Source organism: Bacillus sp. SJZ110 (assembly GCF_006715455.1).
Lineage (GTDB): Bacteria > Bacillota > Bacilli > Bacillales > Bacillaceae > Bacillus > Bacillus subtilis.
The window spans coordinates 247,665-271,129 of record NZ_VFNF01000004.1; the positions used below are offsets into that span (position 1 = coordinate 247,665).

Sequence of the window (23,465 nt, forward strand, 5' to 3'; positions counted from 1 at the left end):
TTAACTACAGAAAGGTGGGTTTCTTGTGTTGAATTTTACCTGGAACGTATTTTCTCAAACAGGAAATGTTGATACGTATCTTCTTTTTAAAGAACTGGAAAAAGAGAACATGGAAAGACCCGAAGAACTAGAAGATGAGCTAGCCCGATTTGATTATCCAATTTTATAAACCTCTTGGCCGCTCCTGCTTGAGGAAGGTGCGGAAATGCTGACAAAATGTGAAGGAATCGTTCTTCGCACAAATGATTACGGAGAGACGAATAAAATCGTAACATTACTGACAAGAGAACACGGAAAAATAGGTGTTATGGCACGAGGCGCCAAAAAACCGAACAGCCGTTTATCAGCAGTCAGCCAGCCCTTTTTGTATGGTTCTTTCTTAATGCAAAAAACATCGGGCCTCGGAACGCTTCAGCAGGGGGAAATGATCCTCAGCATGAGAGGCATCAGGGAAGACTTGTTTTTAACAGCATATGCTGCCTATATTGCTGAGTTAGTCGACAGAGGTACTGAAGAAAAAAAGCCAAACCCTTATTTATTTGAATTCATATTAGAATCATTAAAACAGCTGAATGAAGGAACAGATCCGGATGTTATCACCTTCATTGTTCAAATGAAGATGCTCGGTGTCATGGGCCTGTATCCTGAGCTAAATCATTGTGTTCATTGTAAAAGCCAAGACGGAACCTTTCATTTCTCTGTTCGTGATAATGGTTTTATATGCCACCGCTGTTTTGAAAAAGATCCTTACAGGATACCGATTAAACCGCAAACGGCAAGGCTGTTAAGACTCTTTTACTATTTTGATCTGTCGAGGCTCGGCAATGTGTCCTTAAAAGAGGAAACAAAAGCTGAATTAAAGCAAGTGATTGATTTATATTACGAAGAATATTCGGGATTGTATTTAAAATCAAAGCGCTTTTTAGATCAAATGGAAAGTATGAAACATCTTATGGGTGAAAACAAAAGTTGACATTTGGTCCATCTTTTTATATGATCATTTATTATAAAATATGTTGCAGTGAGAGAAAGAAGTACTTGCGTTTACCTCATGAAAGCGACCTTAGGGCGGTGTAAGCTAAGGATGAGCACGCAACGAAAGGCATTCTTGAGCAATTTTAAAAAAAGAGGCTGGGATTTGGTTCTCAGCAACTAGGGTGGAACCGCGGGAGAACTCTCGTCCCTATGTTTGCGGCTGGCAAGCATAGAGACGGGAGTTTTTTGGTTGCTGCCGCAGTCAACTTATGAAAGAAAAGTGGAGGTGCTTGAAATGAATATTCAAGACATGATTCTAACCTTGCAAAAGCATTGGTCCAGTCAGGGCTGTGTGCTTATGCAGGCTTACGATGTAGAAAAAGGAGCCGGCACGATGAGCCCGTATACATTTTTGCGCAGTATCGGCCCTGAGCCGTGGAAAGTGGCTTATGTAGAGCCTTCCAGACGTCCTGCAGACGGCCGCTACGGGGAGAACCCGAACAGACTGTATCAGCATCATCAGTTCCAGGTCATTATTAAACCGTCACCTGATAACATTCAAGAGCTGTATTTGGATTCCTTGCGTGCTCTTGGAATTGATCCGCTTGAGCACGATATTCGCTTTGTTGAAGACAACTGGGAGAATCCGTCTTTAGGCTGCGCGGGTCTAGGCTGGGAAGTTTGGCTTGACGGAATGGAAATCACACAATTTACGTATTTCCAGCAGGTCGGGGGATTAGAGTGTAAACCCGTTTCTGTAGAGATTACGTATGGAATTGAGCGTCTCGCGTCTTATATCCAGGATAAAGAAAACGTGTTTGACTTGGAATGGACGTCAGGGTTTACAGTAAAAGATTTATTCATGATGGCTGAATATGAGCATTCTGTTTATACGTTTGAAACATCAGACGTCGATATGCTGTTCCAATTGTTCAGCACATATGAAAAAGAAGCGATCAAGCAAATGGACAACGGACTTGTTCATCCAGCATATGACTATGTGCTGAAATGCTCGCACACTTTCAACCTGCTTGATGCCAAAGGTGCGATCTCTGTTACCGAGCGGACGGGCTATATCGCAAGAGTGCGGAATTTAGCTAGAAAAGTAGCAAAAACCTACTATGAGGAACGAGAAAAACTAGGGTTCCCAATGCTTAAAGGGGAGGGTTCTTCTCATGAGTAAACAGGATTTACTTTTAGAGATCGGATTAGAGGAAATGCCGGCGCGCTTTTTGAATGAAAGCATGGTTCAGCTTGGCGACAAGCTGACAGGCTGGCTTAAAGAAAAAAATATTACTCACGGTGAAGTGAAACTCTTCAATACACCGAGACGTCTTGCTGTGTTCGTTAAGGATGTCGCAGAAAAGCAGGATGATATAAAAGAAGAAGCAAAAGGGCCTGCGAAAAAAATTGCCCTTGATGCGGACGGGAACTGGACAAAAGCGGCAATCGGCTTTTCAAAAGGCCAAGGCGCGAATGTGGAAGACCTGTACATTAAAGAAGTAAAAGGCATAGAGTATGTATTCGTGCAAAAATTCCAAGCCGGCCAAGAAACGAAGTCGCTTCTGCCGGAACTGAGCGGTTTAATTACAAGCTTGCATTTCCCGAAAAACATGCGCTGGGGAAATGAAGATTTGCGTTATATCCGACCGATCAAATGGATTGTCGCATTATTTGGACAGGATGTCATTCCATTTTCGATCACAAACGTTGAGTCTGGACGGACAACACAGGGACATCGTTTCCTCGGACATGAAGTGTCAATTGAATCACCTTCAGCTTATGAAGAGCAGCTCAAAGGACAGCATGTTATTGCTGATCCTAGCGTCCGAAAGCAAATGATTCAATCTCAGCTGGAAGCAATGGCTGCTGAAAACAATTGGAGCATTCCAGTTGACGAAGACCTTCTTGATGAAGTGAATCATTTGGTAGAATACCCGACAGCTCTTTACGGTTCATTTGAATCCGAGTTTCTGTCAATTCCTGAAGAAGTGCTTGTCACGACAATGAAAGAGCATCAGCGCTACTTCCCTGTCAAAGACAAAAACGGTGACCTGCTGCCTCACTTTATCACAGTCCGAAACGGCAACAGCCACGCGATTGAAAATGTGGCCCGAGGCAATGAAAAAGTGCTGCGCGCACGTTTATCTGATGCTTCATTCTTCTACAAAGAAGATCAGAAACTAAACATTGATGCAAATGTGAAGAAGCTTGAAAATATCGTTTTCCATGAAGAGCTTGGTTCTCTTGCTGATAAGGTTAGAAGAGTCACATCAATCGCAGAGAAACTTGCCGTTCGTCTTCAGGCTGATGAAGATACATTAAAACATGTGAAGCGGGCTGCTGAAATTTCTAAATTCGACCTTGTGACGCATATGATATATGAATTCCCTGAACTTCAAGGAATTATGGGCGAAAAGTATGCGAGAATGCTTGGCGAAGATGAAGCTGTGGCGGCGGCAGTTAATGAACATTATATGCCTAGATCAGCGGGCGGAGAAACGCCTTCTACTTTCACCGGAGCTGTTGTAGCAATGGCGGATAAGCTTGACACAATCGCTTCATTCTTCTCTATCGGCGTAATTCCGACCGGTTCCCAGGACCCTTACGGACTGCGCCGCCAAGCAAGCGGTATTGTTGCGATTCTTCTTGACCGCAACTGGGGAATTTCATTTGAAGAGCTGCTTACTTTCGTTCAAACCGATAAAGAAAATGAACTGCTGGATTTCTTCACTCAGCGCTTGAAATATGTCTTGAATGCTGAACAAATCAGACATGACGTCATTGACGCCGTGCTGGAAAGCTCTGAGCTTGAGCCGTACTCTGCGCTGCATAAAGCACAAGTACTGGAGCAAAAGCTTGGTGCACCTGGCTTTAAGGAAACAGCCGAAGCGTTAGGCCGAGTGATCTCTATCAGCAAAAAAGGAGTCCGCGGAGACATTCAGCCTGATCTGTTTGAAAATGAATACGAAGCAAAACTGTTTGATGCCTACCAAACAGCGAAGCAAAATCTGCAGGAAAACTTCAGCAAAAAAGATTATGAGGCGGCGCTTGCTTCACTTGCAGCCTTAAAAGAACCGATCGATGCTTACTTCGATCATACAATGGTTATAGCGGATAATGAGTCATTAAAGGCAAATCGTTTAGCGCAAATGGTAAGCTTGGCGGATGAGATCAAGTCCTTTGCGAATATGAATGCCCTTATTGTAAAATAAAGAGAGAAAAGGCGGTTGCTGTGTGATCGGTAATCGTCTTTTCCCCATTTATAAGTTTTTTGTTTGATTACAAGATATTTACGTTATAATATGGATTATTATTTCTTTACATAGCTATGAAGTGAAAAGGTGGTGAGTACGATCGAACTAAATAAACGGCAAGAACATATTTTGCAGATTGTAAAAGAAAACGGGCCGATTACAGGGGAGCATATTGCAGAAAAGCTGAACCTAACCAGGGCGACATTGCGCCCGGATTTAGCCATACTCACCATGTCAGGATTCCTCGAGGCGCGCCCGAGAGTCGGTTATTTCTATACGGGAAAAACCGGCACGCAGCTTTTGGCGGATAAACTCAAAAAGCTTCAGGTGAAAGACTTTCAATCTATCCCCGTAGTGATTCACGAAAACGTTTCTGTGTACGATGCGATTTGCACCATGTTTTTAGAAGATGTAGGTACTCTGTTTGTGGTGGACCGCGATGCTGTTTTAGTCGGGGTGCTTTCACGAAAAGACTTGCTCAGAGCGAGCATTGGCCAGCAGGAGCTTACATCGGTCCCTGTTCACATCATCATGACAAGGATGCCGAACATTACGGTGTGCAGACGCGAGGATTATGTGATGGACATTGCAAAGCACTTAATAGAAAAACAAATTGATGCACTTCCTGTCATCAAAGACACCGATAAAGGCTTTGAAGTGATCGGCAGAGTGACAAAAACAAATATGACCAAAATACTTGTCAGTTTATCTGAAAATGAAATCCTATAAGATTGCAAACTAACGGGGGGATAATATGAATAACCGCATCATCTATGTTGTATCGGATTCCGTCGGTGAAACGGCTGAATTGGTAGTAAAAGCAGCACTCAGCCAATTTAACGGATCAGCGGATGATACTCATGTAAGAAGAATTCCTTATGTTGAAGATATAGGCACTATCAATGAAGTGATTTCACTTGCAAAGGCAGACGGCGGCATTATCTGTTTTACACTCGTGGTGCCGGAAATCAGAGAATATTTGATAGCCGAAGCGGAAAAAGCAAATGTTTTATATTATGATATTATCGGCCCGTTGATTGATAAAATGGAAACAGCCTACGGTTTAACAGCGAAATACGAACCGGGGCGGGTGCGCCAGCTTGATGAAGATTATTTCAAAAAAGTGGAGGCCATCGAGTTTGCAGTTAAATACGATGATGGACGTGATCCAAGAGGAATTTTAAAAGCTGATATCGTTTTGATCGGCGTGTCAAGAACGTCTAAAACACCGCTGTCTCAATATCTCGCACACAAACGCCTGAAGGTTGCCAATGTTCCGATTGTACCGGAGGTTGATCCGCCGGAAGAACTCTTTAACGTTGATCCGAAAAAATGCATCGGTTTAAAGATTAGCCCTGATAAACTGAATCATATCAGAAAAGAACGTTTAAAATCACTCGGGCTTAATGATAAAGCGATTTATGCAAATATCAACAGAATCAAAGAGGAACTCGAGTATTTCGAAAAGATTGTGGATCGGATCGGCTGCCAGGTTGTTGATGTTTCAAATAAAGCGGTTGAGGAAACAGCAAATATTATCCATCATCTCAAAACAAAAAACATATAACTCAGGACGCTCTATCCTGGGTTTTTGGCTGTGCCAAAAGGGAATAATGAAAAACAATAGCATCTTTGTGAAGTTTGTATTATAATAAAAAATTGTGATAAAATGATTAATTTTAGGTTTAAGGATCGTGTGATACGAATAAACTATTATGGGTAAGATGTCAAGAATTTCTCCCGGAAATTTTTCGACAAATTCATATACATCCACAATAATAAAGGATGTGCGATTTTGCTTGCTTTTATGCAGGAGTTTAATGGAGGGATGGAGAATTACTCTTCTTAATGAACAAGAAAAGACGATTTTTGTCGATGCTGATGCTTGTCCGGTAAAAGATGAAATTTTACAAACAGCATCCGAGTATGAAGTTCAAGTTCTTTTTGTCGCTTCATTTGAACATTATCAGCTTTCCAGAAGCAATGAAGAAAAATGGAAGTATGTTGATCCTCATAAAGAAGCTGCTGATTTATATATCGCAAATCACGTGAAACCGGGAGATATTGTTGTGACGCAGGACATCGGATTAGCATCTCTGCTGTTGAACAGAAATGTCTCCGTTATGTCGGAAAGAGGTCGTCTTTACAAAGAAGACACGATTGATTTTGCTCTAGAGGGCCGTCATTTTTCCGGCAAACAAAGAAGAAAAGGCGTATATGCCAAAGGGCCTAAAAAATTGAATAAAGAAGATCGAGAACGATTTATTACACTGCTGCAAAAAATCCTGTCGAACGATGAAGGGATTTTGCACTAAAGCATCGAATAATGTACGACGGAGTGTTATAAGATGGGAAATCGGATACCAGATGAAATTGTGGATCAGGTGCAAAAGTCGGCAGATATCGTTGAAGTCATAGGTGATTATGTTCAATTAAAGAAGCAAGGCCGAAACTACTTTGGACTCTGTCCTTTTCATGGAGAAAGCACACCTTCGTTTTCCGTATCGCCCGACAAACAGATTTTTCATTGCTTTGGCTGCGGAGCGGGCGGCAATGTTTTCTCTTTTTTAAGGCAGATGGAAGGCTACTCATTTGCCGAGTCGGTTTCTCACCTTGCTGACAAATACCAAATTGATTTTCCAGATGATATAACAGTCCATTCCGGAGCCCGGCCAGAGTCTTCTGGAGAACAAAAAATGGCTGAGGCACATGAGCTCCTGAAGAAATTTTACCATCATTTGTTAATAAATACAAAAGAAGGTCAAGAGGCACTGGATTATCTGCTTTCTAGGGGCTTTACGAAAGAGCTGATTGATGAATTTCAGATTGGCTATGCTCTTGATTCTTGGGACTTTATCACGAAATTCCTTGTAAAGAGGGGATTTAGTGAGGCACAAATGGAAAAAGCGGGTCTCCTGATCAGACGCGAAGACGGAAGCGGATATTTCGACCGCTTCAGAAACCGTGTCATGTTTCCGATCCATGATCATCACGGGGCTGTTGTTGCTTTCTCGGGCAGGGCTCTTGGCAGTCAGCAGCCTAAGTATATGAACAGTCCTGAAACCCCGCTCTTTCATAAAAGTAAACTGCTTTACAATTTTTATAAGGCCCGCCTTCATATCAGAAAGCAGGAAAGAGCAGTCTTATTTGAAGGGTTTGCTGATGTCATATCGGCTGTAAGCTCGGGTGTAAAAGAAAGCATAGCCACGATGGGAACGTCTCTTACAGATGATCATGTCAAGATCCTGAGAAGAAACGTCGAAGAAATCATTCTTTGCTATGACTCTGATAAAGCCGGTTATGAAGCCACCCTAAAAGCTTCGGAGCTTCTGCAAAAAAAAGGCTGCAAAGTCAGAGTTGCAATGATTCCTGACGGATTGGACCCTGATGATTACATCAAAAAATTCGGCGGGGAAAAATTTAAAAACGACATTATTGACGCCAGTGTCACCGTAATGGCGTTCAAAATGCAATATTTCCGAAAAGGAAAGAACCTGTCCGATGAAGGCGACCGCCTGGCTTACATTAAAGACGTACTGAAAGAAATCAGCACGCTTTCAGGGTCTCTAGAGCAGGAAGTCTATGTAAAGCAGCTTGCTTCAGAGTTTTCGCTTTCACAGGAGTCTTTAACTGAGCAGCTGTCTGTTTTCAGCAAGCAAAACAAACCTGCTGACAATAGCGGTGAAACAAAAACGCGGCGAGCGCATCTGACGACAAAAGCAAGGCAAAAACGTTTGCGTCCGGCATATGAAAATGCAGAAAGGCTGTTACTCGCTCACATGCTTCGAGATCGGAGCGTCATCAAAAAAGTGATTGACCGGGTAGGGTTTCAATTTAATATTGATGAGCACCGGGCATTAGCCGCCTATCTTTATGCTTTTTATGAAGAGGGAGCCGAGCTGACGCCTCAGCATCTGATGGCCAGGGTGACGGATGATCATATAAGCCAGCTCTTGTCTGATATATTAATGCTTCAGGTTAATCAAGAGCTTAGCGAAGCCGAGTTATCAGATTATGTAAAAAAAGTGTTGAATCAAAGAAATTGGTCAATGATAAAAGAAAAAGAGGCGGAAAGAGCCGAAGCCGAAAGGCAAAAAGATTTTTTAAGAGCTGCTTCTCTGGCTCAAGAAATCGTTACATTGAACCGATCTTTAAAATAACTGGAGAACTGATGAGGAGCATTTATTGGCAATGATTCCTTGCGGAGGAGCAAATAGATCGCTTAACCTCATCATGAATTGTCATTTCATTATTCGCACATTGTTAAAGGCAGTTCACATAGAAAACGCCTGAATGGACCGAATAAGAATCATACCGCTTATAGAATTCGTTGCAAGCTTTGGAAGGAGGGATCCATAATGGCTGATAAACAAACCCACGAGACAGAATTAACATTCGACCAAGTAAAAGAGCAATTAACAGAGTCTGGTAAAAAACGTGGCGTTTTGACATATGAAGAAATTGCTGAGCGTATGTCCAGCTTTGAAATTGAATCAGACCAAATGGATGAGTATTATGAATTTTTAGGTGAACAAGGTGTTGAATTAATTAGTGAGAATGAAGAAACAGAAGATCCTAATATTCAGCAGCTTGCCAAAGCCGAAGAAGAATTTGACCTTAATGACCTAAGTGTACCGCCTGGCGTTAAAATCAATGACCCAGTTCGTATGTATTTAAAGGAAATCGGTCGGGTTAACCTTCTTTCTGCAAAAGAAGAAATCGCCTACGCTCAAAAGATTGAAGAAGGTGACGAAGAATCTAAACGCAGATTGGCTGAAGCGAACCTGCGGCTTGTTGTCAGTATCGCAAAACGTTATGTCGGACGCGGTATGCTGTTCCTTGATCTGATCCAGGAAGGAAACATGGGCCTGATGAAAGCCGTTGAAAAATTTGATTATCGCAAAGGTTATAAATTCAGTACGTATGCTACGTGGTGGATCAGACAGGCGATTACACGCGCCATTGCCGATCAGGCGAGAACGATCCGGATTCCCGTTCATATGGTTGAAACCATTAATAAATTAATCCGTGTGCAGCGTCAATTACTGCAAGACTTAGGCAGAGAACCAACACCTGAAGAAATTGCGGAAGATATGGATTTAACGCCTGAAAAAGTACGCGAAATCTTAAAGATTGCTCAAGAGCCGGTATCTCTGGAAACACCGATCGGTGAAGAGGATGACTCGCACCTTGGTGATTTCATTGAAGATCAAGAAGCAACTTCACCTTCTGACCACGCTGCATACGAGCTATTGAAAGAGCAGCTGGAAGATGTGCTTGATACGTTAACTGATCGTGAAGAAAATGTATTGCGTCTTCGATTCGGTCTTGATGACGGCCGTACAAGAACATTAGAAGAGGTCGGCAAAGTATTTGGAGTAACGAGAGAGCGTATTCGACAAATCGAAGCCAAAGCGTTGCGGAAACTAAGACATCCTAGCAGAAGTAAACGTTTGAAAGATTTCCTCGAATAAGATGGAACGGGTCTTGAAGATCCGTTCTTCTTTTTTTAAAAAGATATATGGATAATATGCCTTTATTTTACTGAAAAATGATGTCATTTGCAAATGAACATTGTGGTGAAAAATTTCAAAATCTAATTCCATATTTTCTATTGTAAGCGTATACAATACATTATACAATAGAATAAAAAGGATATTAGAGATTTAGGCATGTTTCTATTCAATTTTGTATAAAGTGTGAATAAAAAACTTTTGTATAGCAATCCATTTACTTTTTGTAAAAATAAGTTAGAATTAGAAGTGTTTACATAGGGGGAAGGATCAAAAAGGGGGAAGGGAAATGAAATGGAACCCGCTTATTCCATTTTTGCTGATCGCTGTTTTAGGAATTGGTCTAACTTTCTTTTTATCAGTAAAAGGACTTGATGACTCTCGGGAGATTGCGAGCGGAGGAGAAAGCAAATCTGCTGAAAAGAAAGATGCAAACGCTTCACCAGAAGAAATTTACAAGGCAAACTGCATCGCATGCCACGGTGAAAATTATGAAGGTGTTTCGGGTCCTAGCTTAAAAGGTGTAGGGGATAAGAAAGATGTCGCTGAAATTAAAACAAAGATCGAAAAAGGCGGTAATGGAATGCCTTCCGGTCTTGTTCCGGCCGATAAGCTGGATGATATGGCAGAGTGGGTATCAAAAATTAAATAAAAGAACTATTTTTCTCTTTATACATTCACAGGCCGCCGAGATGTTCTCGACAGCCTTTTATTTTTGACTGCCGCGTGCAGACCCGCATCAAAAGAAATAATTTCAAAATCATTTGCTTCAGCTTGGATTCCGGGCTGATTTTTTATATGATAGTAAAGGAAAAAATGATTGAGAAAAGTTGTGATGACAAGTGAACGAATTAAAATTATCTAAACGATTGCAAACAGTAGCGGAGTACATACCGAATGGAGCGGTGATGGCCGATATCGGCTCTGATCACGCATACCTTCCTTGTTATGCGGTGCTGAATCATAAAGCCAGCGGAGCGATTGCCGGAGAAATAACAGACGGCCCGTTTTTGTCTGCAAAGCGGCAGGTTGAAAAATCAGGCTTAAACTCGCACATTTCTGTAAGGCAGGGAGACGGACTGGAAGTGATTAAAAAAGGTGAAGCTGATGCCATTACGATTGCCGGAATGGGCGGGGCTTTGATCGCTCACATTTTAGAAGCGGGCAAAGACAAATTAACGGGGAAGGAACGGCTCATTTTACAGCCGAATATTCATGCTGTTCATATCAGGGAGTGGCTTTATAAAGAAGGATATGCGCTGATAGATGAGGTAATCCTTGAAGAGGACGGAAAGTGCTATGAGGTGCTGGTAGCAGAAGAGGGAGACAGGGATGCGGCTTATGACGGTATTTCTTTATCAGCCGGGATGCTCGTCGGCCCTTTCTTGGCAAAAGAAAAAAATGCTGTCTTTTTGAAAAAGTGGACACAAGAGCTTCAGCACACTCAAAGCATCTATGAACAGATCAGCCAAGCGGCAGATACAGAGCAAAACAAACAAAAATTAAAGGAGCTCGCCGATCGAATGGAGCTGTTAAAGGAGGTAATCGATCATGGCTAAAAGTGTAAATGGGCAGCAGATCATCCAGCTGTTTGAACAATTTTCCCCGAAAGCCTATGCGGTTGAAGGAGATAAAATCGGCCTGCAAATCGGCACTTTAAACAAACCAATTAAAAATGTGATGGTTACACTTGATGTGTTAGAGAGCGTTATCGATGAAGCGATTGAAAAAGAGGTTGACTTGATTATTGCACACCATCCTCCTATTTTCCGGCCGCTAAAGCATATTTCAACAGATCAGCCTGCCGGAAGGTTAATTGAAAAGTGTTTGAAGCATGATATTGCTGTTTATGCAGCTCATACAAATTTAGACGTTGCGGACGGCGGCGTGAATGATTTGCTTGCTGAAGCATTAGAGCTGAGTGAGACGGAAGTGCTGGCACCTACTTATACGGATCCTCTGAAAAAGCTGGCAGTTTACGTGCCGAAGGAATATGAAGAGCAGGTCAGAGCCGCGCTCGGAAATGCGGGGGCCGGCCATATCGGTGAATACAGCCATTGCGCGTTTTCATCTGAAGGAATCGGCAGCTTTAAGCCATTAGACGGAGCTAAGCCTTTTATCGGTGAAGTGGGAGAGCTTGAGCTTGTTCATGAAGTAAGGCTTGAGACTGTATTTCCTAAAAGCGTCGAAAAGGCTGTTATCAATGCAATGATAAAAAGCCATCCATATGAAGAAGTTGCTTACGATATCTATCCTGTTGAACAGACTCCCGCCGAAAAAGGACTCGGCCGTGTCGGAACCCTTAAAAATGAGATGACGCTCAAGGAATTCGCTTTATTTGTGAAAGACAAGCTTGACGTCAATGGTGTCAGAATGGTGGGGGATGCTGACAGCATGGTGAAAAAGGTAGCTGTTCTTGGGGGAGATGGAAACAAGTATATTCATCATGCAAAACGAAAGGGAGCCGATGTTTACGTCACAGGAGATTTATACTTCCATGTGGCCCATGATGCGATGATGCTTGGCCTAAATGTGGTTGATCCGGGACACTATGCGGAAAAAATCATGAAAGAAGGCGTCACGAGAAAGCTGACATCAATGTGTAATGATAAAAAGTTTGACGTGAATATCTTTGTTTCTGAAACAGATACAAATCCATTTACATTTCTATAAAAAAACTGAGGCTTTTACAGCCTCAGTTTTTTGCTTTTACTTTTGGAAGTATTTTTTTGAGCGGTATATTATGTTCAGTTGTCCAAGTTGATGGATCTTCGTGATCAAACTGCTCTAAAAAGCGAATGACTTCTTTTGTGATCGGCGTCGGTGTTGAAGCTCCCGCTGTAACTGCAACGGTATTAACGCCTTTCAGCCATTCGAGCTTCAATTCGCTTAAGTCGCCGATCCGGTATGCTTTTGTCCCGGCTATTTCCTCTGACACTTGAGCAAGCCTATTTGAATTGTTGCTTTTCGGGTCTCCGACAACGATTGTTAAGTCCGCTTTTTTTGCCTGCTCTGATACAGCTTCCTGCCGCACTTGAGTAGCGAGGCAAATCTCTTGGTGATATTCGACATGAGGGTATTTTTCTTTGACAAGCTCCATAATGTCGTGGACATCCCATTGAGACATTGTTGTTTGATTCGTCACGATTAACTTCTCTGCTTGGATATCAAGGTTCTTTACATCTTCTTCTGTTTCAACTAAGTGAACGATCTCCGGCGCTACGCCAACGGCTCCCTCAGGCTCTGGATGCCCTTTTTTGCCGATATAGATTACGTGATATCCTTTTTCTTTCATCTCTAAGATTAGATTATGAGTTTTCGTCACATCCGGACATGTAGCATCAATTGCGACTAACCCTTTTTCTTCTGCGATTCTTCTGACTTCGGGAGAAACACCGTGCGCAGTGAAAATGACAGTTCCTTTGTCAACCTGCTTTAAGATGTCCAGACGGTTAGAGCCGTCCAATGTAAAAATCCCTTCCTCTTCAAACGCATCAGTGACGTGTTTATTATGAACAATCATCCCGAGTATATAGATGGGTCTTGGCAAGCTTTTATCTAGTGACGCATTTTTGGCAATGACCATAGCATCAACAACACCATAGCAATAGCCGCGCGGTGAAATTTTAATTACGTCCATTTTCGGTTGTCCTCCAATACTGAAGTGAGTAAAGGCAATATAAAAAGCCGTAATCAAACGGCTCTATTCTTGCATTCTTCTGATCTCATTATAGCCAATCTCACTTCAGATATCAAAGAATGTTAAATATATAATCTCGGTTTTGAACTGCCTGATGTTCTTTTCGGAGCAGGAGAGGCAGCTTCCTTTTTCTTCGAGGCAGATGTTTTTGATTCTTGTTCTTTATTGTCAGTTGTTTTAGATTTTTTTGGGAGAGAAGAACTTTTTGGTTTTGATTTTTTGTTCCCATCTGAGGTTTTTGTTTCAGTCTCTTTTTCTTTTTCTGATGATTCTTCTGAAACGGATTGTTTTTCACTTTCCTCATTGGCCTCTGTTTCAGTATCATCACTTTTACTTAATTGGCTGTACAGCTTCATCATTGCTGGCAGATTTCGGACTAATGGGCCGTACTGCTGGATCATAGGGGTGACTTGCTGCGCCATGCCGAGTACTTTTTGCACATTTCCAAGCATACTGGATAATGATGCAGGATTGGCGATATTTTGAATGCCTTGCAGGCCAGCACCTCCGCTCGCTGCGGCACCTGCTCCTGGAACTCCTGGAACTCCGGCACTGCCAGCGCCTCCTCCGCCGGGTAGGAACCTTGACAGCATTCCTTTTAAGCCTCCGCCTGCACCTGCACCATTTCTCGCTCCGGCATTTGCCTGAGGAAGAAATTGTCCGGCTTGCTGAAAACCTTGCTGCTGTGCTCCAAATGAAGGTCCTCGCATATTAGGCGGTCTTCTGCCCATCATTCGCTGATTTGGCATGGGGCGGGGCGGTCCGGGCTGTGGGTAATTTCTCATTGGCTGCTGCGGTGAAAACATACTTGTACCTCCTTTCAGCTCTCTCTGCTATTAGAATATGCATGGGCTGCGGTATTTGCTTTACATAACTGAATAAAACAAACGCCTTGCAAACGTGGTGTTTTTAAGCAAAATCGGGTATAATGTGATGATGGACACATAATGTGCCGCTTTAAGGAGCTGGGAAAAATGAAAGAAACGAAATTTGAACTTTATGAATTGAAACCATTTATTATAGATGCAGTACATCGCCTTGGTTTTTACGAACCGACTGATATCCAGAAAAGGCTGATTCCTGCAGTGTTAAAAAAAGAAAGCGTCATCGGCCAGTCTCAGACGGGTACCGGAAAGACTCACGCTTATTTACTGCCTTTATTAAACAAAATCGATCCTGCTAAGGATGTCGTTCAGGTAGTCATTACGGCTCCGACAAGAGAGCTAGCCAACCAGATTTATCAGGAAGCGCTTAAAATCACGCAGGGTGAGGAAGGCAGTCAGATTCGCTCGAAATGTTTTATCGGAGGCACTGATAAACAAAAATCAATTGATAAATTGAAAATACAGCCGCATCTAGTTGTCGGTACACCCGGACGGATTGCTGACTTAATCAAAGAACAGGCGTTAAGTGTTCATAAAGCGGAATCTCTTGTTATTGATGAAGCGGATTTAATGCTGGACATGGGATTTCTTGCAGATGTAGATTACATCGGTTCCCGCATGCCTGAGGATCTGCAAATGCTTGTGTTCTCAGCGACCATACCGGAAAAGCTGAAACCATTCTTGAAGAAATACATGGAAAATCCGAAATACGCCCATGTGGAGCCAAAACAGGTGACTGCTGCGAAAATCGAGCATATCCTCATTCCTTCGAAACATCGTGACAAGGACAAGCTCCTTTTTGACATCATGTCGCATCTGAATCCATACCTGGGGATTGTGTTTGCCAACACGAAAAATACGGCTGATCATATTGCCCAGTATCTGACTGGCAAAGGCATGAAAATCGGCTTGCTGCACGGCGGATTAACACCACGTGAGCGGAAAAAAGTCATGAAGCAGATCAATGATTTGGAATTCACATATATCATTGCAACTGACCTTGCCGCAAGAGGTATTGATATTAAAGGTGTCAGCCATGTTATCAACTATGAGCTGCCGGATGATCTCGATTTCTATGTTCACCGTGTGGGCAGAACGGCTCGTGCCGGCTCATCAGGACAAGCGATGACCATTTATGAGCTTACTGATGAGGATGCATTAGTAAGACTTGAAAAAATGGGCATCGAATTTGATTACTTAGAGCTTGAAAAGGGCGAATGGAAAAAAGGCGATGACCGTCAGCGCCGCAAAAAGCGTAAAAAAACGCCGAATGAAGCGGATGAAATTGCTCATCGTCTCGTGAAAAAGCCGAAGAAGGTTAAGCCTGGGTATAAAAAGAAAATGAGCTATGAGATGGAGAAAATCAAGAAAAAACAGAGAAGAAACCAATCTAAGAAAAGAAAGTAGGGGAACCTGTTGCTGAGAATAGGCTCACACGTCTCTATGAGCGGAAAACATATGCTTCTGGCTGCAAGCCAGGAAGCAGTCTCTTATGGGGCGAATACGTTTATGATCTATACAGGCGCACCGCAAAATACGCGCCGAAAGAAAATTGAAGACTTAAATATAGAAGCAGGCCGGGCACATATGCAAGAAAATGGCATTGACGAGATTATCGTACACGCGCCTTATATTATTAATATTGGCAACACGACAAATCCGTCCACTTTTGAGCTGGGTGTTGATTTTCTTCGTTCAGAAATTGAACGGACAGCGGCCATCGGAGCGAAGCAAATTGTCCTTCATCCTGGCGCTCACGTAGGGGCAGGAGCTGAAGCCGGCATCAAAAAAATTATTGAAGGCTTAAATGAAGTGATTGATCCGAATCAAAATGTCCAGATTGCATTAGAAACAATGGCTGGAAAAGGATCAGAATGCGGCAGAAGCTTTGAGGAGCTTGCGCAGATTATCGAAGGCGTTACACACAATGAGCAGTTGTCAGTGTGCTTTGACACGTGCCATACACATGATGCCGGGTATAACATTGTCGAAGACTTTGACGGAGTGCTAAATGAGTTCGATAAAATCATTGGCATTGACCGTATTAAAGTGCTTCATATCAATGACAGCAAAAATGTCAAAGGTGCGAGAAAAGACCGCCATGAAAATATTGGCTTTGGTGAAATAGGTTTTGACGCACTGCAATATGTTGTTCACCATGAGCAGTTAAAAGACATTCCAAAAATTCTTGAAACACCATACGTCGGTGAAGATAAAAAGAACAAAAAACCGCCATACCGTTTTGAGATTGAAATGCTGAAAGAAAAACAATTTGATGATACATTGCTCGAAAAGATTTTACAGCAATAAAAAATGGGGGATAACACCCCCATTTTTTAGCTTGTAAATTGTTTGAATAGTTCATTAACTGTTTGAGCTGTTTCTTTCGATGTAATCGTCTCTACTTGTTTCAGCAGCCGCATTCGTTCACTCTCATTAAAGATGTTTACATTTTTCCCGTATAACAGGTTCGCTACTTCAACGGCCTGCGATCTTGTTAAGCTGATTCCGTATTGTTTTGAGTACTTCAGCAAATCATCAGCAGTAGCCTGATTAAGCCGCTGTAAAATAATTCTTTGAAATAAAATCATCGGTCAATCCACCTCCAGACTTAATGTATGGGCAAATCAGTAAAATGTGTCAGTGTTTAATGGTAAAATAGATTTATAATGTATTTAAAATAGTTATTGCAGGAAAGGAGATTTTATGACCCCAACAAAACAACATAAGAAAGAAACATTTACCCATTTTATTTTCAGGGTCTTTATGATTCTGGTAGGAGCTGCATCTGCGGCTGTAAGTATTGAATTATTTTTAATCCCCAATGATTTTATTGATGGCGGGATTATCGGTGTATCACTTATTTTAGACCACCTCTTTATGTCAAACCCCTTTCTGAATTTCGCTTTTTTCGTTGTCATATTAAATATTCCTTTTATGATCTTCGGATATAAATATATCGGTAAGACCTTTCTAGTCTCTACGTTTATAGGGATTGTCGGGCTTGCCGTTATTGAATCCTCACTTCACCATGTAGAAGCCATTACAACCCAGCCTATTTTGGCTACTGTGTTCGGAGGTCTTTTACTCGGCTTTGGCGTCGGGCTTGTTATTCGAAACGGAGGTTCAATGGATGGTACAGAAATTCTCGGTATTTTGCTGACCAAAAAACTCCCGTTTTCAGTAGGTGAGTTCGTTATGTTCATCAATGTGTTCATTTTCATTTGGGCAGTTTTTGTGTTCGGTCCTGAGCAAGCGATGTACTCATTCATGACTTATTATATTGCGATGAAAACGATTGATGCCGTGATCCAAGGGCTTGATGAAACAAAAGCTGTCATTATTGTGTCTGAGCAGTATGATGAGATTTCCGACGCGATTTTGCACCGTCTCGGTCGGGGCACAACGAAGCTGAAGGGGAAAGGCGGATATACGGACGAAGAAAAAGACGTAATTTACGCGGTTGTCACAAGGCTGGAAGTGACAAAGCTCAAATCGATCGTGTTTGAAGTTGATCAAAATGCATTCATAACAATTATGAATACTCATGAAACGAGAGGCGGAAAATTCAAAAACGCAATCCACTAGGCTTTCATTTACTTTTATTCATTTTATGGGTATAATTTTATCTGCAGTAAAGAAAATGGCTTGCTGGACAGACAGCTGCCATTTTCTTTTTCATACATGTGATACGTTCTTAAGCAAAGCGAAAAGGGGGACCCTTCATGAACGTACAAGAAGCGCTGAACCTACTAAAAGAAAACGGATATAAATATACAAACAAACGGGAGGATATGCTGCAGCTTTTTGCTGATTCAGACAGATATCTTACCGCTAAAAACGTACTGTCTGCACTGAATGATGATTATCCAGGCTTAAGCTTTGATACAATCTACAGAAATCTTTCTTTATATGAAGAACTTGGGATTTTGGAAACAACTGAGCTGTCCGGTGAAAAGCTCTTCCGATTTAAGTGTTCATTCACCCATCACCACCATCATTTTATTTGTCTTGCCTGCGGCAAAACAAAGGAAATTGAATCATGTCCGATGGACAAGCTTTGTGATGATTTGGATGGCTATCAGGTCAGCGGGCATAAATTTGAGATTTATGGCACATGCCCTGATTGTACAGCGGAAAACCAAGAAAACACTACTGCGTAAAATGCGTATATATGAAAAAGGGGCCCGGTTTGGGCTCCTTTTTCAGTTATTGACGCGTATTAAGTGATGCTTGTTGTTGTTCATCCATTGAACGGCTTCTAGCCAGTTGTTTACTCTGATGATGTTTGAATCAATCGGAAGCTGATTATAAGGGGAATTGAACAAAATCACCGGTATCCCGGCTTCTTTCGCAATCATCATGGCGTTCCCGTGATGATCCTCAAAAAACAGGTCGATGTTATGATTCTTGACCGCTTCAACTTTGTGATGACCGCCAACGAGTTCGATGTGGTCATAATGAATGTTTTGTCTGTCAAACCATTCATAGGTAATATCAGTTAAATGAGTCCGTCTCGCTGTAATATAAATAAGCTTGTGCTCCTCTTTGAGAAGATCAAGTGACTGTTTCGCATGCTGTGCAAGCAATGCTTCCTTATATATGATCGCTTCATTTTGATTCATCCAATCCCAAAATTCTTCCTGGGTAATGTTTAACAGCTTTGTTAAATCATAATCCGTCATATCGTTTAATGAAATGGAAAGATTAAACGAACGGTTCAAATAAGGGACGAATGTATCCTGAGCCGTGATTGTGCCGTCAATATCTATTCCTAAGCGTAACATGCCCACACTCCTTCAGTTTCATCCCTTCAAGTGTAACATAAACAATTGACATTAACAGAAAAGTTTAGCAAACATGAATCAGGCAAAATGGATCAAACTATAAAAGCTCCTTTAATAAAACAGAAGGGGGAATTGAAGGTGGCAAACGATTACGAAAAGCGTGATAACAACAGTTACTATGTTGATCATGGATCTGAAGGAACAAATATTACCCGCGACAATGACGGTTTTTTTGAGGAAACAGCTGCTGAAATCGCAGAGCCTTATCGTGCTGCTGACCGCAGCAATGACCAAGACAATGATCGCAGCGGCGGCAATGTCAATGAAGGACGGGGAATAGGGTACATCGCTTTAGCCTTGTCCATCATTTCATTGTTTGTACTGCCTGTTTTATTGGGAGCTGCCGGTATTATTGTCGGCTATATCGCAAGAAGAAGAGGTGCTCAAGGCCTTGGAGCCTGGGCAATGGGTATCGGTGTCGTTTCATTAGTGCTTGGAATATTTATTATTCCATTTTTCTAACACAAAAAAGCTTGACGGGTTCCCGTCAAGCTTTTTGTGTTTCTTCTTTTAATTTTGCTTTTTCAGCTTCAAGTTTTGCGTAGTGTTCCTCAGCAAGAATGTCAATTTCTTTTTTGAGTTCTTCTACCATCGTTTCCTCTGGAACCTTACGGACAATTTTCCCTTTCCGGAACAGCAGTCCTTCACCGCGTGCGCCGGCGATTCCGATATCAGCTTCTCTCGCTTCACCAGGTCCGTTTACAGCGCAGCCGAGAACAGCAACTTTAATCGGCGCTTTTATCTTAGAAATATACTCTTCCACTTCATTGGCAATGCTGATTAGATCAATCTCAATACGGCCGCAAGTCGGACATGAGATGAGCGTGGCAGCATTGGAGGCTAAGCCGAAAGATTTCAGAAGCTCCCTTGCTACTTTTACCTCTTCTACAGGGTCTGCGCTTAGTGAAATGCGCATGGTGTTCCCGATGCCTTTGCTTAAAATGGCGCCGAGTCCTGCTGCGCTCTTTACTGTGCCGGCAAACAGCGTTCCTGACTCGGTGATCCCGAGGTGAAGCGGGTAGTCAAACGCTTTCGCCGCTTTTTCATAAGCCTCGATTGCAAGGTTCACGTCAGAGGCCTTCATGCTGACAATAATATCGTGAAAATCAAGATCCTCAAGAATTTTAATGTGATGAAGTGCGCTTTCTACCATTCCATCGGCAGTCGGATAACCGTATTTTTCTAAAATTCGTTTTTCCAATGAACCGGCGTTTACTCCGATTCTGATCGGAATGCCTTTGTCTTTGGCCGCTTTAACAACCGCTTCAACTTTTTCGCGCCGGCCGATGTTGCCGGGGTTGATTCGGATTTTATCTGCGCCGCCTTCAATGGCTTTCAACGCAAGTTTATAATCGAAATGTATGTCAACAACGAGAGGAATGGAAATGCGCTTTTTAATATCCGCAATGGCGTTTGCTGCCCGTTCATCCGGACATGCTACCCGAACGATTTGGCATCCGGCTTCAGCCAAACGGTTAATTTCCGCAACCGTTGCTTCTACATCATGTGTTTTTGTTGTTGTCATGCTTTGGATGACAACTTCATTGTTGCCGCCTATTGTTAAAGGTCCCACTTTGACGGGACGCGTTTTTGTACGATGTGTGATTTCACTCACTTGCAATCGCTCCTTAATTGTAGTTGCCGCTTCTAGATATAACAATTCTAGTATGGTTTATGTGAATTTATTTTACAAATTACATTGTAACAGTGTCTTCGCCGAACTGACAAGAAATTAACGTTAAATTAAGGGTAGACCGGGAATTTATACGCTGTTCCCGCTTGAATGTCATTGGCTTTCACATTTGGATTCAGTGCTTCAAAATCCTTTACAATGTCATCCGGAGAACCTGCTGATCCGACTATCGACATAACCGTATCACCCGGCTTTACCTTCACCGTTTTATAAGCCGGTTCTTGTGCAGCCGTTTTTGCTGATGCTTTATAGACAGGGAGGTCCTGAATGGGTATTGTTCCAATTTTAAGGTCATAAAAAAGAATAAAAAGTATAAAAACAATGCTGCATACTAAGGTGAGACGCTTCATCGCTTTTCCTCCCGCATACGAAATTTTATATCATAGTATGCTTGTCCATTTCGATTCATGACAAAAGAAAAGAGACTGCGAATGCAGCCTCGGTTTATACAGCAGCTTTTTTGGACGGAATCTCTTTTAAAACGAGAAACAGGATGACAAAATTGACAAACCAGTTTAGTAAAAATTCACTTGGTACGGTTGCTTCTAATGCCCGCATGATTGTAAAGAATACAGTTGAAAGGGTGATGGAATAAGCAGAAAGCTTCCAGAGCTGATGATAGGATAAATGTTTTTTCTGCGAATTCTTAATGATTAACCCGATAAGCGCTAAAAACGATACTTCAATAAATTTTCCCGCTGCTGTTACGAGAAAAATAAGAGCTGAGAGAACAGTTACAATCATCGCTTTATTTTGGTTTAACCCTGCAATGACATCTTTTTTCTGTAACTCTGACGGCATCATTGAGTAAGACATTTCTTGGGCTTGTCCGTCAATGGCCAAAACAAATTTGTTCTGAAGGATGCCGATCGCGTTTTGCTTTGCTTCAATTTGTTCAGTGCCATAGGAGTCTGTCGGATCGAACACGATAACGAAACCATTCGCTTGAGATTCCGTGGCTTTTTTCTCATCCGTTTGAAGTTTGCCGTTTGAAATTGTGAAATCAGGGAAATCTTTGTTTAAAACAGTTTTAAAGCCGTTCATTGATTTTACGGTCCCTGTACTTACATAATAAGCGGTAGGGATTGCAAACAGGACAGAGAGCAAAAATACATAAAGAATCGCTTTTCCGATTCCTTGAAATCTTGTTTTTGCAATATCACGGGGAGAGTATGTACTTTTAATGAAAAGCTGAAACACATTCACTATCTTCACTTCCTAGCTAAACTAATATATGTTGCTTATTGTATCGTTGCATGCGTGTGAATACAAGGAAGACATGAAGAAGACAGAGTAAAATGGGAGGATGGAAGCTATGGATATGTTGTATTGGCTGTTGATTGCAGCGGTTTTTATCATTGCCTTTATCGGGCTGGTGTATCCTGTTATTCCGAGCGTAGTATTTATTGTTGCCGGATTTGTATTGTACGGATTTTTATTTTCATTCAGTCCGTATTCTTATATGTTCTGGCTTGTTGAGGCAGTTTTTGCCGCAGTATTATTCGCAGCAGATTACGTGTCGAATCTGCTTGGAGTAAAAAGGTTCGGAGGAAGCAAAGCTGCCATATGGGGAAGCACGATCGGTTTATTAATCGGGCCTTTTGTCATTCCGGTTGCAGGGATCATATTGGGGCCGTTTATCGGGGCTGTTTGCGCAGAACTTATCGTCCATCAGAAGGACTTAAAGTCAGCGTTTAAAATTGGCCTCGGCTCACTCATTGGTTTTTTAACAGGGGTTATTGCAAAGGGCATCATACAGCTTTTGATGATCGGATACTTTTTATGGACGGTCCTATAAGAAATGCTGGCGGCAGGTTTAATGGGACCGATTATCGGTTAAAGTGAAATATGTCCGCTGAAATGAGCCAAATCGTGAGCTTTTTCATTGATTACAAAGCATTCTTTTGTTACATTGAATGAAGAAAGGCTCGCTGTGAAGCGGCATTTCAGTACATATATACTAAGGAGGAATTATCATGGCTTACGAACTTCCAGAATTACCTTATGCGTACGATGCTTTAGAACCGCATATCGACAAGGAAACTATGACTATTCACCATACGAAACACCACAACACATACGTGACAAATTTAAACAAAGCGGTTGAAGGAAACACTGCTCTTGCCAACAAATCAGTTGAAGAGCTTGTTGCTGATCTTGATTCTGTTCCTGAAAACATCCGCACTGCAGTCCGCAACAACGGCGGCGGACACGCGAACCACAAATTATTCTGGACACTTTTATCTCCAAACGGCGGAGGCGAACCGACTGGCGCGCTTGCTGAAGAGATCAACAGTGTATTTGGAAGCTTTGACAAATTCAAAGAGCAATTCGCAGCAGCAGCAGCTGGACGCTTCGGTTCTGGCTGGGCATGGCTTGTTGTGAACAACGGTAAACTTGAAATCACAAGCACGCCAAACCAAGATTCTCCGCTTTCAGAAGGCAAAACGCCTATCTTAGGTCTTGACGTTTGGGAGCATGCTTACTACCTTAACTATCAAAACCGCCGTCCTGATTACATTTCAGCTTTCTGGAATGTTGTAAACTGGGACGAAGTGGCTCGTCTATACAGCGAAGCAAAATAATGGCACAAACA

Annotated in this window: 26 protein-coding genes and 1 other annotated feature; of the genes, 19 read left to right on the forward strand and 7 right to left on the reverse strand. The window is 42.1% G+C overall.

The features are described from left to right. The first annotated feature begins 25 nt into the window (after positions 1-25). The 12 genes from FB592_RS13740 to FB592_RS13800 all read left to right on the forward strand — a co-directional run bounded on the left by FB592_RS13740 (position 26) and on the right by FB592_RS13800 (position 12,418). Entirely contained in the window at positions 26-169 is a 144-nt protein-coding gene (locus FB592_RS13740) for a YqzL family protein (RefSeq protein WP_003230053.1), read from the forward strand. Positions 170-205: 36 nt separating this feature from the next. Then, positions 206-973, forward strand: coding sequence for a DNA repair protein RecO (recO, locus tag FB592_RS13745; RefSeq protein ID WP_014477369.1), 768 nt, complete (start codon positions 206-208; stop codon positions 971-973). 39 nt (positions 974-1,012) lie between these two features. Next, positions 1,013-1,188: a binding site (T-box leader), on the forward strand. Between the two features lie 82 nt (positions 1,189-1,270). Beyond that, the gene (gene glyQ, locus FB592_RS13750) at positions 1,271-2,158 is read left to right on the forward strand and encodes a glycine--tRNA ligase subunit alpha (RefSeq protein WP_003226213.1); all 888 of its coding nucleotides are present in this window, start codon (positions 1,271-1,273) and stop codon (positions 2,156-2,158) included. Further along, entirely contained in the window at positions 2,151-4,190 is a 2,040-nt protein-coding gene (glyS, locus tag FB592_RS13755; protein ID WP_038829712.1) for a glycine--tRNA ligase subunit beta, read from the forward strand. Before glyQ ends, glyS begins: the two co-directional genes overlap by 8 nt. A gap of 132 nt (positions 4,191-4,322) precedes the next feature. Beyond that, positions 4,323-4,961 (forward strand): transcriptional regulator CcpN, encoded by a 639-nt coding sequence (ccpN, locus tag FB592_RS13760; protein ID WP_003237058.1) that lies wholly within the window; start codon positions 4,323-4,325, stop codon positions 4,959-4,961. 25 nt (positions 4,962-4,986) lie between these two features. After that, a complete protein-coding gene (locus FB592_RS13765; protein WP_003230064.1) occupies positions 4,987-5,799 on the forward strand; it encodes a pyruvate, water dikinase regulatory protein in 813 nt (270 codons plus the stop codon). 253 nt (positions 5,800-6,052) lie between these two features. After that, positions 6,053-6,547 carry a YaiI/YqxD family protein gene (locus tag FB592_RS13770; RefSeq protein ID WP_003230065.1) on the forward strand — a complete coding sequence of 165 codons (495 nt, stop codon included), beginning with the start codon at positions 6,053-6,055 and terminating at the stop codon, positions 6,545-6,547. 33 nt (positions 6,548-6,580) lie between these two features. Beyond that, positions 6,581-8,392 carry a DNA primase gene (dnaG, locus tag FB592_RS13775; protein ID WP_014480290.1) on the forward strand — a complete coding sequence of 604 codons (1,812 nt, stop codon included), beginning with the start codon at positions 6,581-6,583 and terminating at the stop codon, positions 8,390-8,392. Between the two features lie 198 nt (positions 8,393-8,590). Further along, positions 8,591-9,706 (forward strand): RNA polymerase sigma factor RpoD, encoded by a 1,116-nt coding sequence (gene rpoD / locus FB592_RS13780; RefSeq protein ID WP_003226225.1) that lies wholly within the window; start codon positions 8,591-8,593, stop codon positions 9,704-9,706. Positions 9,707-10,034: 328 nt separating this feature from the next. After that, positions 10,035-10,397, forward strand: coding sequence for a cytochrome c550 (gene cccA, locus FB592_RS13790; RefSeq protein WP_003230068.1), 363 nt, complete (start codon positions 10,035-10,037; stop codon positions 10,395-10,397). Between the two features lie 256 nt (positions 10,398-10,653). Next, positions 10,654-11,304 (forward strand): tRNA (adenine(22)-N(1))-methyltransferase TrmK, encoded by a 651-nt coding sequence (gene trmK / locus FB592_RS13795; RefSeq protein WP_038829713.1) that lies wholly within the window; start codon positions 10,654-10,656, stop codon positions 11,302-11,304. Beyond that, positions 11,297-12,418, forward strand: a complete 1,122-nt coding sequence (locus FB592_RS13800; RefSeq protein WP_038829714.1) for a Nif3-like dinuclear metal center hexameric protein — start codon at positions 11,297-11,299, stop codon at positions 12,416-12,418. The genes trmK and FB592_RS13800 overlap by 8 nt, the downstream gene beginning before the upstream one ends. Before the next feature lie 22 nt (positions 12,419-12,440). Here the strand turns inward: FB592_RS13800 and FB592_RS13805 are convergent, their stop codons facing one another. Then, positions 12,441-13,385 (reverse strand): 4-hydroxy-3-methylbut-2-enyl diphosphate reductase, encoded by a 945-nt coding sequence (locus tag FB592_RS13805; RefSeq protein ID WP_014477361.1) that lies wholly within the window; start codon positions 13,383-13,385, stop codon positions 12,441-12,443. A gap of 122 nt (positions 13,386-13,507) precedes the next feature. Continuing rightward, positions 13,508-14,251 carry a VrrA/YqfQ family protein gene (vrrA, locus tag FB592_RS13810; RefSeq protein ID WP_141949666.1) on the reverse strand — a complete coding sequence of 248 codons (744 nt, stop codon included), beginning with the start codon at positions 14,249-14,251 and terminating at the stop codon, positions 13,508-13,510. Positions 14,252-14,419: 168 nt separating this feature from the next. Between vrrA and cshB the strand changes: the two genes are divergently transcribed. Next, positions 14,420-15,736, forward strand: a complete 1,317-nt coding sequence (gene cshB, locus FB592_RS13815; RefSeq protein WP_021480044.1) for a DEAD-box ATP-dependent RNA helicase CshB — start codon at positions 14,420-14,422, stop codon at positions 15,734-15,736. A gap of 9 nt (positions 15,737-15,745) precedes the next feature. Then, positions 15,746-16,639: a deoxyribonuclease IV gene (locus tag FB592_RS13820; protein WP_009967756.1), complete on the forward strand. Its 894-nt coding sequence runs from the start codon at positions 15,746-15,748 to the stop codon at positions 16,637-16,639. A 26-nt stretch (positions 16,640-16,665) separates the two neighbouring features. Here the strand turns inward: FB592_RS13820 and FB592_RS13825 are convergent, their stop codons facing one another. After that, positions 16,666-16,920, reverse strand: a complete 255-nt coding sequence (locus FB592_RS13825) for a DUF2624 domain-containing protein (RefSeq protein WP_003230076.1) — start codon at positions 16,918-16,920, stop codon at positions 16,666-16,668. A gap of 115 nt (positions 16,921-17,035) precedes the next feature. Here FB592_RS13825 and FB592_RS13830 point away from each other — a divergent pair, with 115 nt between their 5' ends. Both FB592_RS13830 and zur read left to right on the forward strand, forming a co-directional pair. Next, on the forward strand, positions 17,036-17,917 hold the full coding sequence (locus FB592_RS13830) for a YitT family protein (protein WP_003230077.1): 882 nt from the start codon (positions 17,036-17,038) through the stop codon (positions 17,915-17,917). Between the two features lie 137 nt (positions 17,918-18,054). Next, entirely contained in the window at positions 18,055-18,492 is a 438-nt protein-coding gene (zur, locus tag FB592_RS13835; RefSeq protein ID WP_004398578.1) for a zinc uptake transcriptional repressor Zur, read from the forward strand. 42 nt (positions 18,493-18,534) lie between these two features. Here the strand turns inward: zur and FB592_RS13840 are convergent, their stop codons facing one another. Continuing rightward, entirely contained in the window at positions 18,535-19,116 is a 582-nt protein-coding gene (locus FB592_RS13840; protein WP_003246215.1) for a nucleotidase, read from the reverse strand. A 132-nt stretch (positions 19,117-19,248) separates the two neighbouring features. Here FB592_RS13840 and FB592_RS13845 point away from each other — a divergent pair, with 132 nt between their 5' ends. Beyond that, the gene (locus FB592_RS13845) at positions 19,249-19,638 is read left to right on the forward strand and encodes a DUF308 domain-containing protein (protein ID WP_010886568.1); all 390 of its coding nucleotides are present in this window, start codon (positions 19,249-19,251) and stop codon (positions 19,636-19,638) included. Between the two features lie 25 nt (positions 19,639-19,663). Here FB592_RS13845 and ispG read toward each other — a convergent pair whose 3' ends face one another. The 3 genes from ispG to FB592_RS13860 form a co-directional block, all read right to left on the reverse strand. Next, positions 19,664-20,797 (reverse strand): flavodoxin-dependent (E)-4-hydroxy-3-methylbut-2-enyl-diphosphate synthase, encoded by a 1,134-nt coding sequence (gene ispG / locus FB592_RS13850; protein WP_010886567.1) that lies wholly within the window; start codon positions 20,795-20,797, stop codon positions 19,664-19,666. A 122-nt stretch (positions 20,798-20,919) separates the two neighbouring features. After that, entirely contained in the window at positions 20,920-21,219 is a 300-nt protein-coding gene (locus FB592_RS13855) for a LysM peptidoglycan-binding domain-containing protein (protein ID WP_141949668.1), read from the reverse strand. 94 nt (positions 21,220-21,313) lie between these two features. Beyond that, positions 21,314-22,075: a DUF1189 domain-containing protein gene (locus tag FB592_RS13860; protein ID WP_015384107.1), complete on the reverse strand. Its 762-nt coding sequence runs from the start codon at positions 22,073-22,075 to the stop codon at positions 21,314-21,316. 109 nt (positions 22,076-22,184) lie between these two features. Between FB592_RS13860 and FB592_RS13865 the strand changes: the two genes are divergently transcribed. Both FB592_RS13865 and sodA read left to right on the forward strand, forming a co-directional pair. Beyond that, positions 22,185-22,667, forward strand: coding sequence for a DUF456 domain-containing protein (locus tag FB592_RS13865; protein WP_004398518.1), 483 nt, complete (start codon positions 22,185-22,187; stop codon positions 22,665-22,667). A gap of 178 nt (positions 22,668-22,845) precedes the next feature. After that, a complete protein-coding gene (sodA, locus tag FB592_RS13870) occupies positions 22,846-23,454 on the forward strand; it encodes a superoxide dismutase SodA (RefSeq protein ID WP_004398583.1) in 609 nt (202 codons plus the stop codon). The last annotated feature ends 11 nt before the right edge of the window (positions 23,455-23,465 follow it).

Coding starts and splice junctions, on each gene's coding strand:
- recO (WP_014477369.1), top strand. CDS start 206: ATGCTGACAAAATGTGAAGGAATCGTTCTTCGCACAAATGATTACGGA.
- glyQ (WP_003226213.1), top strand. CDS start 1,271: ATGAATATTCAAGACATGATTCTAACCTTGCAAAAGCATTGGTCCAGT.
- glyS (WP_038829712.1), top strand. CDS start 2,151: ATGAGTAAACAGGATTTACTTTTAGAGATCGGATTAGAGGAAATGCCG.
- FB592_RS13765 (WP_003230064.1), top strand. CDS start 4,987: ATGAATAACCGCATCATCTATGTTGTATCGGATTCCGTCGGTGAAACG.
- FB592_RS13770 (WP_003230065.1), top strand. CDS start 6,053: ATGGAGGGATGGAGAATTACTCTTCTTAATGAACAAGAAAAGACGATT.
- dnaG (WP_014480290.1), top strand. CDS start 6,581: ATGGGAAATCGGATACCAGATGAAATTGTGGATCAGGTGCAAAAGTCG.
- rpoD (WP_003226225.1), top strand. CDS start 8,591: ATGGCTGATAAACAAACCCACGAGACAGAATTAACATTCGACCAAGTA.
- cccA (WP_003230068.1), top strand. CDS start 10,035: ATGAAATGGAACCCGCTTATTCCATTTTTGCTGATCGCTGTTTTAGGA.
- trmK (WP_038829713.1), top strand. CDS start 10,654: ATGGCCGATATCGGCTCTGATCACGCATACCTTCCTTGTTATGCGGTG.
- FB592_RS13800 (WP_038829714.1), top strand. CDS start 11,297: ATGGCTAAAAGTGTAAATGGGCAGCAGATCATCCAGCTGTTTGAACAA.
- FB592_RS13805 (WP_014477361.1), bottom strand. CDS start 13,385: ATGGACGTAATTAAAATTTCACCGCGCGGCTATTGCTATGGTGTTGTT.
- vrrA (WP_141949666.1), bottom strand. CDS start 14,251: ATGTTTTCACCGCAGCAGCCAATGAGAAATTACCCACAGCCCGGACCG.
- cshB (WP_021480044.1), top strand. CDS start 14,420: ATGAAAGAAACGAAATTTGAACTTTATGAATTGAAACCATTTATTATA.
- FB592_RS13825 (WP_003230076.1), bottom strand. CDS start 16,920: ATGATTTTATTTCAAAGAATTATTTTACAGCGGCTTAATCAGGCTACT.
- FB592_RS13830 (WP_003230077.1), top strand. CDS start 17,036: ATGACCCCAACAAAACAACATAAGAAAGAAACATTTACCCATTTTATT.
- zur (WP_004398578.1), top strand. CDS start 18,055: ATGAACGTACAAGAAGCGCTGAACCTACTAAAAGAAAACGGATATAAA.
- FB592_RS13840 (WP_003246215.1), bottom strand. CDS start 19,116: ATGTTACGCTTAGGAATAGATATTGACGGCACAATCACGGCTCAGGAT.
- FB592_RS13855 (WP_141949668.1), bottom strand. CDS start 21,219: ATGAAGCGTCTCACCTTAGTATGCAGCATTGTTTTTATACTTTTTATT.
- FB592_RS13865 (WP_004398518.1), top strand. CDS start 22,185: ATGGATATGTTGTATTGGCTGTTGATTGCAGCGGTTTTTATCATTGCC.
- sodA (WP_004398583.1), top strand. CDS start 22,846: ATGGCTTACGAACTTCCAGAATTACCTTATGCGTACGATGCTTTAGAA.